The following is a 13,235-nucleotide window of genomic DNA, read 5'->3' as shown; positions in this document are numbered from 1 at the left end:
AGTGTTTGAGCTTTTTGATTTTATAGCTATCGGATATTATTGTTCAGCTTCTTCGTCAGGATTGTAATCCAGTTCTTCGGCTGTAGCTTCGCGCAAATCAATAATTTCGCCTTCAAAATATAAATCAAGACCAGCCAAGTCGTGGTTGAAGTCCATCATTACACTTTTCTTTTTCACTTCGTAAATACGTCCTTGAAGTTGTGTTCCGTCTTCCATAAGCATAGGAAGAACATGACCTTCTTTAAGCATTGCTTCTTCTTCTTCAGCATCTTGGAAACCGAATGCTTCTTTTGGAACTTCTACTTCAGCCCAATCAGGTAAGATTTCACCGTAAGCTTTGTCTACAGGAATCCCAAAGCTGAATTTGTGACCTACTTCTTTCCCTACCAAATTTTTCTCAAAGTCAGGAAGAACACCTTCCGTTCCGAAGATGAAGCTAAATGGGTAGCTTTTATCTGCTTCTTCAATAAAACGACCATCCTTATTGTCTTCTTTTAAGACATAAGTTACGGTTACTACTATATTTTTTTCTGCTTTCATATGCTTTTCCAAAATTTAAATCGCACAAAATTACACCAAATTTAAGAATTGAGAAGTGCGATCTAAGATTCTCTTTCTTGAAAACGTATTTCTTTCCAATTCAAATCATTCTTTTCGTTAATACTTCTCAATTTTATAGTGAAATAGGTCAAGTTTTTTCTTTGATCATCATGTTCTAAAATTCTCTAAAATAAACAGATACTTGCCTTATTCCGTTATCAAAGCACAGAACTAACCAAAAAGAATTATCATGTTATTTGACAACAACACCTTCTATCTCTTCACAGACCCTATGTGCCCTTGGTGCTATGCCATTAGTAAAGAATTGGATGTCTTTCTTCAGAAATATCCAGAATTCAAACTTGAAGTGATATTAGGTGGGCTTAGAAGAAACGACCCTTCACTCATTACTCCAGAAAAAGGAAAAGCTATAGAAAAAAGTTGGGAACGAGTGACGGCTATGAGTGGCGTTAAGTTTGGAGAAGATATTTTTTCAGAATTGACCAAAGAGCATTTTACATATAATACAGAAGAAGCGTGCAGAGCTGTGGTGACTTTCAGAGAGCTTCAGCCCAATAAAACATTTTCTTTTTTGGAGGATGTTCACGAACTCTTTTTTATTCATGGAAAGGATCTTCGGGATCTAGACAGTTATACACCTTTACTTCACAAATATAAAGTAGATCAAATCACATTTGCAGCGAGGTATTATAGTGATGAAATGCGTAAGATCACTTATGATGATTATGCGCTTTCAAAGCAAGTAGGTGCTAAAAACTTTCCAACTCTAACGTTTATGCAAAATGGAGAATTGAATGCTTTGAGTACAGGATATCGTTTGGCTGTAGATTTAGAGAAAGTGATGGAGAAAATTTTAAATACCTAATCTTTACTTTTTTTAGTTGTAAGACTCAAATAGAGATACATCTTGTTATAAAAAGTTGTAAAATTTTTCACTCGCTTTACAACCCTTTTCAAATTCGGTGGGTCATTTTAATATCGCTTTAGTAACCATTAAATAAAAAGGTATTGAAATGTTGAATTGGAGAGCTTTATTATGGGGGTGCATTCTGTTTTTTATCGTTCAGATAATTATCATTATGCGTATAGCTCATATTTCAGAGCATCCAGATCATCAAGTGAAAAATACTCAGTCTGTTCTTAAAAAACAGTTTACAGAATTATCTCTCAAGAAAGAAAATATTGAACCTCTAAATACACACGATTAAGAAACACAGGTTTACCATGCATTACTGTGTAATAGTAATACTTAAAGCGAGATAACTTAGTTAATTAACTCATTTCAATCAAAAAAACATGAAAAGGCTAGACTCCTCGAGAATCTAGCCTTTTTTATCATGGTACTTTTATACCACAAAAAAAGCTCAAGAAGATTTCTCCTCTTGAGCTTTGATCGTCGGGGCGGCAGGATTCGAACCTGCGACCCCCTGGTCCCAAACCAGGTGCGCTAACCGGGCTGCGCTACGCCCCGAGTAAAAACTGCATCGAAGAATTTTATTACCTCTCTTTGTCGGGGCGGCAGGATTCGAACCTGCGACCCCCTGGTCCCAAACCAGGTGCGCTAACCGGGCTGCGCTACGCCCCGAGAATAATCTTCTTCGAAAAACAGTTTTTAATGGTCGGGGCGGCAGGATTCGAACCTGCGACCCCCTGGTCCCAAACCAGGTGCGCTAACCGGGCTGCGCTACGCCCCGAACATTAAAGAAAGTTGGCAAGATTTTTGCTAACCTCCCCGTTTTTGCAATGCAAATATAGTAGATCCCTCTTCTCTTTTCCAAATTCAAATTCTCTTTTTTAGCATTTATTTAATAGTTCCAGGAAATTAAACAGGGTGTAATGTTTGGGAAGAGATTTAAAATCAAGGTATTGGAATAGTTTCGAAATTGTTGAATTCATCAATCATTTAAAGGGCTATCGCTAAAATATCTTATGTTTTCGCAGTTGATTAAGTTTTCACAGATGACAAATGGCTATCTGCTCACGATGATGTTTGTGACTATCTTATCATTTGCAATAGCAAATTTGTTAGAATCTTTTGCTAAGGAAGTGAGTAGAAAGCCTCACCATTATGACTGGTGGGCTATTTTATGGAAAGTAATGTTACTGCTCAATATTTTCAATAATTATTGGCATACTAGGTTTATCAATATACTTGGGAGTTTGGGGTACGTAGGGATCTTTGTGACTTTATTCGGTCCTTTGATTACTTTCTTCACAGCTCGACTTATTTCCAATAGAGATTTCAATCCGCTGAGGATCACATTCTTTAGCCTTATCCTTATTAAACACCTTTGGGAGTTTACTGGCAACTATATTTTATTTGACGAAGTGACGTCGTGGATCATAGATGTAATTCAGGTACTATTAACCTTGATTTTAGTTTTTTCATGCAAGAAAAATGAAAAGGTATTTAAAGTTTTGAGTTTGATCTATGCCTTAGTGATGCTCTTGAGTACAACGAGAATTGCAATCAAAGATTTTCCAAATGAAATCCTAAACTATTAAGCTGCTAAGATGATTTTGCAAATAGAAAATGGTCCAGAAATCAGTACTTCTTTTCTCGATTCACTGATGTTTATAACAGTGCTGACCATGTCTATTGCAAAATTATTAGGTTCTTTAGCAGATGGTGTAGCATTTCACGCACGTAAGTATGATTGGTGGGTCATACTTTGGAAGGTTATTCTTCTGCTGATAATTTTCAATGTTTTTTGGAATACACGCTTCCTCATACGCTTAGAAAAATATGGTTATGTAGGGTTTTTATATAGTATAATTATTCCCTTGTTGACTTATTATGCAGCGGTGATTCTTGTTGATCGGAATTTTTATCATTTACGGAAAACCTTCTTTTCCATTCTGTTTCTCTTACAGGTTTGGACAATAAGTTATGTTCTTTTATTCACTAGTGAATTTCATATTTGGTGGAACAATCTCATTTTTGCTGTGCTGGCAATCACCCTTGCATTTTTTTCCAAAAAAAGCCGATTCTTGTTTAAGTTTTGTAGTGTGATTTATTTTCTGTTACTGCTAATCACTTGTACATTAATGGCATTACAAATGAAATATTGATGAGAAGTAGTGTAGAGCAGTCTTCTCATTTAAATAGTTATTTTCTAGGAAATAGAATTCTAAACCCTCAAAAAAAACGGTGTTTTCACAGATAACTAAATATTCGGGCCTAGGAGCAGGGTTTATTGTAACCTTAATGTTCATCACTATACTATCTTTTAGTATGGCAAATATTTTAGGCTCTTTCGCAGAGGATATAGCTAAAAGACCCAAAACATATAATTGGTGGATAGTCTTGTGGAAAGTTATTCTTCTAATCGGAATAATTAATGGTTTTTGGGGTTCTCAAAAGGTGAAAGCAATTGGTGAAGGAGGCTATCTCGCTTTTTTGCTAAGTTTTATAGGACCAAGTCTTATTTATTTTTCTACACAGATAATTATTCAAGAAAATTTCTTAGAACTCAGACAAACATTTTTTAGCATTCTTTGTGTTTTGCATCTTTGGGCTCTTCTGATCACAATTTTCGTGATGGAGCATCAGACCATTTGGGTAGATGATCTTGCTTCGGCTATTACCGTATTAATCTTACTTTTTTATGGCAAAAAGGTCGATTTTGTATTTAAATTCGGTACAATAGTTTATTTAGGAATACGACTACTTTCCGTCTATTTTCTGAGTGTAGGAATACGTATTTGAGAAAAATTATTCTCACTTTTAGATAAAATAGGACAATCATAATAAAAAATTGATTTGCCTATCCCACCTACTTTTATATATTTTTGTTGCCTGTGGAATTTTGTAAGCCACTTGAATTGATTTTTTCTGGTACTATAAACTCTTAAGCTTGTGGAAAACGACGAACTTCACAATGACGAACACGAGAATCAAGATATAGCACATGGGCATGCCAAAGTGATTCCAGTCTCGGGAATGTACGAAGATTGGTTTTTGGATTATGCTTCATATGTAATTTTGGAGAGGGCTGTACCTTCTCTTGAAGATGGTTTCAAGCCCGTACAACGCCGTATCATGCATGCCATGAAGGAGCTTGATGACGGACGTTATAACAAGGTAGCCAACATTGTGGGTAGTGCCATGCAGTACCATCCTCACGGTGATGCTTCCATTGGCGATGCAATTGTCAACTTGGGTCAGAAAGACCTTCTTATAGATACGCAAGGTAACTGGGGAGATATTCGTACTGGCGACAGTGCTGCAGCTTCCCGTTATATTGAAGCACGTTTATCTAAGTTTGCTCTAGATGTAGTTTTCAATGCTAAAACTACAAACTGGCAGCTTTCTTATGACGGACGTAAAAATGAACCGATCAATCTTCCTGTAAAATTCCCACTTCTGCTCGCGCAAGGAGTTGAAGGTATTGCGGTAGGTCTTGCTACCAAGATAATGCCTCACAACTTTGTGGAATTGATTAAAGGTTCGATTGATATTCTGAGAGGAAAAACGGTTCACCTACTTCCAGATTTCCCGACAGGTGGTTTGGCTGATTTCAGTAACTACAATGAAGGACTGAAAGGAGGAAAAATCAGAGTGAGAGCAAGAATTGAAGTGGCAGATAGCAAAACGCTTCTGATCAAAGAAATTCCTTACTCAACCACTACACAGTCATTGATTGACTCGATCTTGAAAGCCAACGACCAAGGTAAAATCAAGATCAAGAAAGTGATCGATAATACGGCTAAAGATGTAGAAATTGAAGTGCAGTTAGCCACAGGACAATCTCCAGATGTGACAATTGCAGCACTTTATGCTTTTACAGACTGTGAAGTTTCTATTTCTCCAAACTCTTGTGTGATTATTGAGGAAAAACCTCATTTCATGGGAGTGAGTGAGGTACTTCGTCAGAATACAGATAATACGGTAGATCTTCTGACCAAGGAGCTAGAGATTGCAAAGTCTGAGCTTCTAGAGAAAATCTTATTCTCTTCATTGGAGAAAATCTTTATCGAGAACCGTATCTATCGTGATATTGAAGAATGTGAAACTTGGGAAGAAGTACTAGAGACCATAGACAGAGGTCTGACTCCTTATAAGAAATCATTCTACAGAGAAATCACGACAGATGATATTATTCGTCTGACGGAAATCAAAATCAAGCGTATTTCCAAATTCGATTCATTCAAAGCTGATGAGCAATTGAAAGGATTGGAGGAACAGTTGGAAGATGTGAATTTCAATCTTGACAACATCATTGACTTTGCCATAGACTACTTCAAAGAGCTTTTAAAGAAGTATGGTAAAGGAAGAGAGCGTAAGACGGAAATTGCCACTTTTGATACGATCACGGCAGCTAAAGTAGCAGCAAATAATGCTAAGCTTTACGTCAACTTCAAAGAAGGATTTATCGGTCATGGACTGAAAAAATCTGACGGAGCAGAAGAAGTACAGGAGTGTTCTGATATTGATGATATCCTTATTTTCTTCAAAGATGGTCGTTACAAAGTTGTGAAGATTCAAGACAAGCTATTTGTTGGGAAAAACATTTTGCATGTTGAGGTCTTCGTGAAAGGTGATGAGCGTAAAGTCTTCAATGCGATCTACACTGACGGAGATACAAAAGTAACGAGAGCGAAGCGTTTCAATGTACTGAGTGTAACTCGTGAAAAAGAATACAATATCACCAAAGGTTCGAAAGGAAGTAAATTGCTTTACTTCACCGCAAACTCAAACGGTGAAGCTGAAGTAGTAGGTGTGAATCTTGATCCAAACGAAACAGCTCGCATAAAATCTTTTGAGTACGATTTCGCAGATTTGGATATCAAAGGTCGTGGTTCACAAGGAAATATCTTGACAAAATATAAAGTCAAGAGAGTAGCCTTGAAGAAGGAAGGCGTTTCTACACTTCCTGCCATTGACATTTGGTTTGATGAAGCTGTTGGCTTACTTAACAGAGATAAAAACGGTAAGTATTTAGGTAAATTCAGAGATGAAGACCAAATCTTAGTCGTTTATGATACAGGCGAATATGAATTGACAAATTACGAACTAACAAACCGATATGAGGTTCGTAAGATCATGCTTTTGGAGAAATTCAGGCCAAACAAAGTGATCACTGCAATTCACTATAACACGACTCAGCGCACTTATTATGTGAAGCGTTTCCATATCGAAACGACTACACAAGGCAAGCGTTTCATTTTTATCAATGAAGAAGCTGCATCTCGTTTGTTACTTGTAACTACACAGAAAGCACCAATTGCTGAAGTGTCTTACAAGGAAGGACGTAAAAAAGCTAAAGCAAAAGTTGAGCTGAAAGATTACGTAGAAGTAAAAGGCTGGAAAGCACAAGGAAATAAATTGCCATATGAAAAAGGTGTAGAAGCAGAATTGCTTACCGAAGATGATCCGATCAATGATGAGGATATGATGGCAAAAAAACAAGAAGCTGAAATTGACCAACAACGTGAAGGCGGTGGAGGTCTTGGAATGTTCTAAAGACAATAGTCTAATCCATAATTTGATAAGTCACACCAAATACGCTTGGTGTGACTTTCTTTTTATAAAAACGTAATCAGTTCATCGCTTAGCTGTTCCGCATTTTCCAACGGGATCATATGTCCTGCTTTCTCAATTTTTACCAATTTAGCATTTGGGATTTTTGAATTCATTTCTTCCAAATCACTCCATTTGACCAATGAATCATGATCACTACCAACTAAAAGAACAGGTATTGAAATCTTACTCAACTCATCTTCCAATGAAACTCGTTCTGAAGTAGCCGTTAATTGTCTGATCAAAACCTCTTTTCCCAAGCTCTTATCCATCGCTTTGATCGTGTCAGCATATTCTTGGTTTTGTTGGTTTTCGGGCGCTAAAAACTGCCTTACTCTCAATATTGAAATACCTTTGTAAGGGTGATTCTTCAAATATTCAATGGTCTGTGACCTGAGTTTCAATTCATCACGATCCAATCCTTTTGCAGAAGAGGCGATCAGAATTAATTTATCCAATCGGTCTGGGAAATTTATGGCAAAACGTAAAGCGGCATAACCTCTCATAGAAAAACCGACTAAGGTTACTTTCTTTTGAGGTAAAGCACTTTCTATTGTTTCATCAATTTCTTGAAATGAGTGACAAGCGGTTGTGTCTATGTATTTTGGAGAAATATTTTCGGGTAGCGTATTCCAAACTTTTTCCCAAAGACGATCATCGCACATCGTACCCGATAAAAAGTAAATTTCTTGATCTGTAGGAGTCATTTGTTAGTCCTATGTTATGTTTGGTGAATATTTCTGATACTTCTATTGAATATATTGGTCACTATTTTTCAGATGTATTATCTTCAAACTTTGATTGACCATATACTGTATATAGAGGTTTACAGGGCAATTTAGGGTGAATAAATAATTTTTTTCAAGGATTTTTTCAATCTGATGCAACCTCCAGCAAATTCTTTAATCTTTCAAATGAAAAATCGCTCAAACAAAAAGCACTATGGACAAAACCATCGAGCAAATAGCTAAAGACCGAAAGACACAGTACGAAATTTATCAGAAGTATTCGAAAGCCATGTTCAACATCTGTGTACGTATCACCAACGATATGGCAGAAGCCGAAGATGCACTACAAGAAGCCTTCGTGAAAGCCTTTATGAATGTACATACCTACAAAGGAGATGCTACTTTTGGGGCTTGGCTAAAACGTATTGTGATCAATCAGGCGCTGATGTATGTCAGAAGAAAAAAGGAGCAGATCATAAGCATGGAAGATATGTATTTGGATGTAGCCAATGAAGAGGATGAGGAAAAGGATAACAACTACACCATGGAACGTGTTAGAAATGCGATTCAGCTTTTGCCCGACGGTTACCGTATCGTTTTGTCTCTTTACTTACTGGAAGGCTACAGTCACGATGAAATTGCTGAAATCATGAATATTAGCGTTTCGACATCAAAGTCGCAGTATAATCGAGCGAAGAAAAAATTAAGAGCCATTCTAGCCCAATAAATTATGGATAAACTGGAACGTTTCATAGCCGAAAACAAGGACAAACTAGATGTCCACCAGCCTAAAAAGCTAGACTTCGATCAGTTCGATGAGTTGCTCAATGATGATTTAGAAATGTTCATCAGAAGCAATCGTCCGCTGATGGATACCGAAGAACCTCCTCAAAAAATTTGGGATGCGGTAAAAGAAGAAATCGAAGAACATGAACTTGAAGAGAGTGTTCGGAATCAGAAAGACGAATTCGATGTCTTTCAGCCTCCTGAAAATATGTGGAAGAAGCTCGAAAATGAAATGAGCTTACTCGAAGAACCAAAGCAAACAAAAGAAGTTAAAATGGTTCCGCTCCATAAAGTTATAAAATGGGGAAGTAGTATAGCTGCTGTGCTGATTTTGGGTTTGGGATTACTTTTTTACCAGCTTAATCAGCCGTCAATTACATTTGATGAGCCAACACAAAGTATAGCAAATGCGCATCCTGAATTACAGAATGCTGAACAATATTATTTCTCATTGATTTCTTTGAAGCAGAAAGAACTTCATCGTTTCATAATCAAGGATGAGATTTTACAAAGTGATTTTGAAGAAGAGTTATCTGAATTGAGTGCTTCTTATTTACAAATGAAAGAAGAACTTGACGAGACACAAGAAACCGAAGTAGTCATAAAAATGATGCTTCAAAATCTGAGATTACGTCTGAATCTATTGGACAAGCAGTTGGAGATATTGGAAACGTACAAAAACCAGAAGAAGAAAGATGAAAGCATTGATATATAAATTGAGGGTATTACTTCTAAGCCTTATGGTTTTAGGAGTATATTTTCCTCTACACGCAGAAGGAGAACCAGATTACCAGAAAGAAAGAGTGATCAACAAATCATTTGGAGTAGGCTCTTCAGATTGGTTAGTTGTTGAGAATAAGTTTGGAAATGTCCATGTTGAAAGTTGGGATCAAAATCGCTTAGAAGTTACAATCAAAATAACGGCTTGGGGCAGAAGTGAAAAAGAAGCAGCTAAGATTTTGAGTGAAATTGATGTAGAAGTGAATGCCGTAACAGGAGAGTATTTTTTCGAAACTATTACCCCAGATAATACCAATATCAATAAAAAATCGGGTTTTAAGGTCAACTATGACATTAAGATTCCTGCTGAAAATCCAATCAACATAGAAAACAAGTATGGTACATCTTATATCGATAACCGTACAGGTATTACAGATTTGTACGTAGCTTATGGAGGATTGAAAGCCCGAAAATTGGAAGGTTCTAAAACCACTATCAAGGTGAGTTATTCGGAAGCCATTATTGAAAAACTAACCCGTGGAAGTCTAGTTGCTAGATATTGCTCAAACCTATTCTTAGGTGAAACAGAAAATTTGGAGCTTGATAATAAATACAGTGATGTAGAAATTGAAACTGTAGGAAAACTCAATGGTTCATCTGCCTACTCAGGCGTTAAGATTGAAGAACTTAAACGCAGTATTTCTCTAGAAAATCGTTATGGAAACTTCAAAATTGAAGAAGTAAGCTCTTCATTTGAGGAAATTGATGTGGAATCAAAGTATGGTTCTGTGAAAATTGAGTTTGATAGTAATACTTCTTTTAAGTTTGATATTTCTACTCGATATGGAAGTTTTGATCATGATTTGGATGAATATCGTCTGATCCGAGAAATAGAAAGAAATACTTCTGGAGAGTATGTCGGGATAAAAGGAGATTCGAACAGCGACAAACTTGTTCACATCGTCTCATCTTATGGAAGTATTTCCCTCCAATAAACAGATTTTTAGACAAGGTTTGAAATAAATTAGAAAGAGCTACCAACTAGGGTTTGGTAGCTCTTCATTTTTTGGATGGTGGTGATTCTTTAGGAGAATTCATATTTTACTTATCGGCAAGGGGAGAAATAAGTGTGCTGGATGAGTTTGCCCATAAGCTCAATCTTGGTAGAGAATTCTTCCTACATTACTTCTTCTAGTTTATATAATGATATTTAATATAGAATGGTTCCTATTTATTGAGGATAGCTTATTGTCTCTTTTTTACTTCTTTGGCCAGGTTAGATTTTCCTTCTACACCAGCTACAAAAGGATAACGGAAGAAAATATCACTAATCATTCGTTCAATTTCATCGCCATCATAATTTTCCATTAGAACCGTAGACTCTCCGATCCCGTACCAAATCAATTTATCCTGTGCATTATCTACTACATCAATGAACAAAGTACCTGCAGGGTAATCTAATGGATTTAATTTTTTGGCGATACTAAGGTCATAACCGACATATCTTCCATACATTTTAGCTGTATTTCTGTAATAATATTTCGGATCCATTTTTACTTCATCATCAACACGGAAATAAATGTGAACGGAGATGTCTGCACCTTCTTCAGCTTCTTCATACTGTCGGAATCGCATTTCACTATTTATACTTTTAATTACTTGTTTAATAGCTAAAGGTGGGACATAAACAGGTAGTTCAGCGCCTTTCTCATTTTCGGAAGGCATTTTCACGGTGTATGTCAAATACTTCTCAGATGGAGCATCTTTATCATATCTTGAATTGACCTGTACTACACAAGAAGCACTAAAAATGCAAAATGAGGACAGAATGATAAATACGCGTCTTGGGGTTAGATGCGAAAGTATATTTTTAGAATTCATTCAGTAGAAATACACGATTTACATAAAAGCGAACAAGAAAAAGTATTAAGATTTTTTCAGTAAGTAAGCTTTGGTGCTTATTATTAGAGACTAGGCAAGAAATGTTTCTGTTTAAGAGAAAAAAAATACAGTTCGATTGAATATGAAACAGGCTTGGTCGTTAAGAACTAAAAGAGAACAGAAGAGAAATAATTATGAGTACTAAAAATAAAATATTGATTCTGAATGGCCCTAACTTAAATCTTTTAGGGAAAAGAGAGCCTACCATTTATGGTTCGCAAGATTTTGAATCATACTTTGAGGAGATCAAACAGAAATACGAAGAAGTAGCTGAATTGTATTATTTCCAATCAAATATAGAAGGGGAAATGATAGATAAGATACACGAAATAGGTTTCGATTTTGATGGTATAGTACTCAATGCTGGAGCATATACACATACTTCTATTGCAATAGCAGATGCTTTAGCTGCAGTGACAACGCCAACAATTGAGGTACATATTTCTAATGTGCATAAGAGAGAAGCATTCAGACACAAAAGTTACCTTTCTGCCAACTGTGTAGGAGTTATGGCTGGTTTTGGATTATATGGCTATCAGATGGCTATAGATTTCTTGTTGCAACAGCAATAATTATTTTATTTACTAAAGTGAAAATCCCCATACCTTTAGGTGGTGTGGGGATTTTTTTATGCTAAGAAATCAATTCAGCAATTTTTTGGAAGAAGTTTTTACTAGGAACTTGAACATTGAATTGTGGATACTCATCATTAAACTTCGTAATGATTTCTGCATGATAGTTTTTATAGAACTCTGGGTCGAAGTTGACCTCCTCAAGATGTTCTAAGACATATTCAATATTTCGTTTTTCATTAATCCATCGATTACAAACCTCATGTCTAAATCGTATTCCTAGTAGGTTGACTCCCCTTAATTCGAAGTCCTCATTACCAAAAACAAACCGAACCAATTTATCCGTTTTTTTATCTTGCCAATAGAAGGTTTGTTCATCAGGTTCAAGTTGTGGTTTTACAATTCCATAAGTTTGGTATTCTAAATGAAAAAATTTGGCTGAGTTAAACCAGTTATCGGGTTGGTAAGCTCTGACTTTACCCAATAAGTTGTCAGCCAAAACTTCGCCTTGCATACGTCCTGTATACCATACTTGTTCGATAGGTCTTCTGCCCACAGGTGGTTGTCTATGTTGAGCACAATCTCCAACAGCATAGATGTTGGAAACATTAGTTTCTAAGAATTCATTAACTAATATTCCTCTGTCAGTTTCTATTTTTGATTCTTTCAGAAAATCAATATTTGGAACAACCCCTACTGTTACACCAACAAATTGGCAATCTATGATTTCACCTGTATTCGTTTCAATAGCCTTTACATGCCCGTTGTCATCTTCTATAATACGCTCAACTGTAGTTTGTAATCTTAAGTCTGCATGATGTTGGCTGATGATGCGTTTAACGGTTTCAGATTCTTGATGTGGTAAGACATTTCCCCAATACCCTTTCTCTCTGACAAGAATTGTAACTGGGATTTTTCTAGAAAGTAGCATTTCAGCTAATTCAATCCCGATTAATCCTCCTCCTACAACAACAGCATGTTTTATGGTGTGAGAAATCTCTTCTAGGTTTTCTAAATCTTGTAAACCGTACAAGCCTTGGACGCCTTTGCAGTCTTCCCCTTCTACACCTAACTTTCTTGATTTTGAACCTGTAGCTATCACAAGTTTATCATAGCTAATTATACTGTCATCGGAAAGGTGCAGCGTCTTTTGGTTGGGAGAAACCTTTTCAACATGCTTGAAAACTAGCTCTATATCATTCTTTTTCCAGAAATCATTTTCATAAGGTTGTGTGTGTTCAAGTTTCATATGCCCCATATAAATATACATGAGTGCAGTCCTTGAATAGAAGTATTGAGACTCTGATGAAATGATGGTAATACGAGCGCTACTTTTTTTACGAATATTCCGAGCAGTGGTGACACCTGCAATACCATTGCCAATGATTACTATGTGCATATGCT

General features: G+C 36.3%; 13 protein-coding genes and 3 tRNA genes. 9 read left to right on the top strand and 7 right to left on the bottom strand.

The window, feature by feature from the left end:
- Positions 1–36: 36 nt before the first annotated feature.
- Positions 37–540, bottom strand: a complete 504-nt coding sequence (locus tag BC781_RS06195; RefSeq protein WP_109616335.1) for an FKBP-type peptidyl-prolyl cis-trans isomerase — start codon at positions 538–540, stop codon at positions 37–39.
- Positions 541–790: 250 nt separating this feature from the next.
- Here BC781_RS06195 and BC781_RS06190 point away from each other — a divergent pair, with 250 nt between their 5' ends.
- Together BC781_RS06190 and BC781_RS06185 are read left to right on the top strand one after the other, a co-directional pair.
- A complete protein-coding gene (locus BC781_RS06190; RefSeq protein WP_109616334.1) occupies positions 791–1,426 on the top strand; it encodes a DsbA family protein in 636 nt (211 codons plus the stop codon).
- A gap of 148 nt (positions 1,427–1,574) precedes the next feature.
- A complete protein-coding gene (locus BC781_RS06185; protein WP_109616333.1) occupies positions 1,575–1,769 on the top strand; it encodes a hypothetical protein in 195 nt (64 codons plus the stop codon).
- Positions 1,770–1,957: 188 nt separating this feature from the next.
- On the opposite strand, the gene BC781_RS06180 is transcribed toward BC781_RS06185, so the two are convergent.
- The 3 genes from BC781_RS06180 to BC781_RS06170 all read right to left on the bottom strand — a co-directional run bounded on the left by BC781_RS06180 (position 1,958) and on the right by BC781_RS06170 (position 2,255).
- Positions 1,958–2,032: transfer RNA gene (locus BC781_RS06180), tRNA-Pro, on the bottom strand.
- A gap of 39 nt (positions 2,033–2,071) precedes the next feature.
- Positions 2,072–2,146, bottom strand: a tRNA-Pro gene (locus BC781_RS06175).
- A 31-nt stretch (positions 2,147–2,177) separates the two neighbouring features.
- Positions 2,178–2,255: transfer RNA gene (locus tag BC781_RS06170), tRNA-Pro, on the bottom strand.
- 265 nt (positions 2,256–2,520) lie between these two features.
- On the opposite strand from BC781_RS06170, the gene BC781_RS06165 reads away from it, so the two are divergent.
- From BC781_RS06165 to BC781_RS06150, 3 genes are all read left to right on the top strand, one after another.
- Positions 2,521–3,066: a hypothetical protein gene (locus tag BC781_RS06165; protein WP_146201635.1), complete on the top strand. Its 546-nt coding sequence runs from the start codon at positions 2,521–2,523 to the stop codon at positions 3,064–3,066.
- A gap of 730 nt (positions 3,067–3,796) precedes the next feature.
- A complete protein-coding gene (locus BC781_RS06155) occupies positions 3,797–4,270 on the top strand; it encodes a hypothetical protein (protein ID WP_146201634.1) in 474 nt (157 codons plus the stop codon).
- 234 nt (positions 4,271–4,504) lie between these two features.
- Positions 4,505–7,027 carry a DNA gyrase/topoisomerase IV subunit A gene (locus BC781_RS06150; RefSeq protein WP_245935591.1) on the top strand — a complete coding sequence of 841 codons (2,523 nt, stop codon included), beginning with the start codon at positions 4,505–4,507 and terminating at the stop codon, positions 7,025–7,027.
- A 62-nt stretch (positions 7,028–7,089) separates the two neighbouring features.
- Here the strand turns inward: BC781_RS06150 and BC781_RS06145 are convergent, their stop codons facing one another.
- Positions 7,090–7,791, bottom strand: coding sequence for an alpha/beta fold hydrolase (locus BC781_RS06145; RefSeq protein ID WP_109616328.1), 702 nt, complete (start codon positions 7,789–7,791; stop codon positions 7,090–7,092).
- Positions 7,792–8,026: 235 nt separating this feature from the next.
- Between BC781_RS06145 and BC781_RS06140 the strand changes: the two genes are divergently transcribed.
- Genes BC781_RS06140 through BC781_RS06130 form a run of 3 tightly spaced genes read left to right on the top strand, consistent with a single transcriptional unit; the run spans position 8,027 to position 10,313 of the window.
- A complete protein-coding gene (locus tag BC781_RS06140) occupies positions 8,027–8,539 on the top strand; it encodes an RNA polymerase sigma factor (protein ID WP_109616327.1) in 513 nt (170 codons plus the stop codon).
- Between the two features lie 3 nt (positions 8,540–8,542).
- On the top strand, positions 8,543–9,313 hold the full coding sequence (locus tag BC781_RS06135; RefSeq protein ID WP_109616326.1) for a hypothetical protein: 771 nt from the start codon (positions 8,543–8,545) through the stop codon (positions 9,311–9,313).
- Positions 9,294–10,313 carry a DUF4097 family beta strand repeat-containing protein gene (locus tag BC781_RS06130; RefSeq protein ID WP_109616325.1) on the top strand — a complete coding sequence of 340 codons (1,020 nt, stop codon included), beginning with the start codon at positions 9,294–9,296 and terminating at the stop codon, positions 10,311–10,313. Before BC781_RS06135 ends, BC781_RS06130 begins: the two co-directional genes overlap by 20 nt.
- 250 nt (positions 10,314–10,563) lie before the next feature.
- Here BC781_RS06130 and BC781_RS06125 read toward each other — a convergent pair whose 3' ends face one another.
- A complete protein-coding gene (locus tag BC781_RS06125) occupies positions 10,564–11,199 on the bottom strand; it encodes a DUF4136 domain-containing protein (RefSeq protein WP_109616324.1) in 636 nt (211 codons plus the stop codon).
- Positions 11,200–11,393: 194 nt separating this feature from the next.
- Between BC781_RS06125 and aroQ the strand changes: the two genes are divergently transcribed.
- A complete protein-coding gene (aroQ, locus tag BC781_RS06120) occupies positions 11,394–11,831 on the top strand; it encodes a type II 3-dehydroquinate dehydratase (protein ID WP_109616323.1) in 438 nt (145 codons plus the stop codon).
- A 61-nt stretch (positions 11,832–11,892) separates the two neighbouring features.
- Here the strand turns inward: aroQ and BC781_RS06115 are convergent, their stop codons facing one another.
- Positions 11,893–13,230, bottom strand: a complete 1,338-nt coding sequence (locus BC781_RS06115; protein WP_109616322.1) for an NAD(P)/FAD-dependent oxidoreductase — start codon at positions 13,228–13,230, stop codon at positions 11,893–11,895.
- Positions 13,231–13,235: the final 5 nt, after the last annotated feature.

This window comes from Sediminitomix flava, assembly GCF_003149185.1.
Classification (GTDB): domain Bacteria; phylum Bacteroidota; class Bacteroidia; order Cytophagales; family Flammeovirgaceae; genus Sediminitomix; species Sediminitomix flava.
The sequence above is the reverse complement of the archived record's forward strand: the minus strand, read 5'-3'. Positions and strand labels throughout refer to the sequence as shown.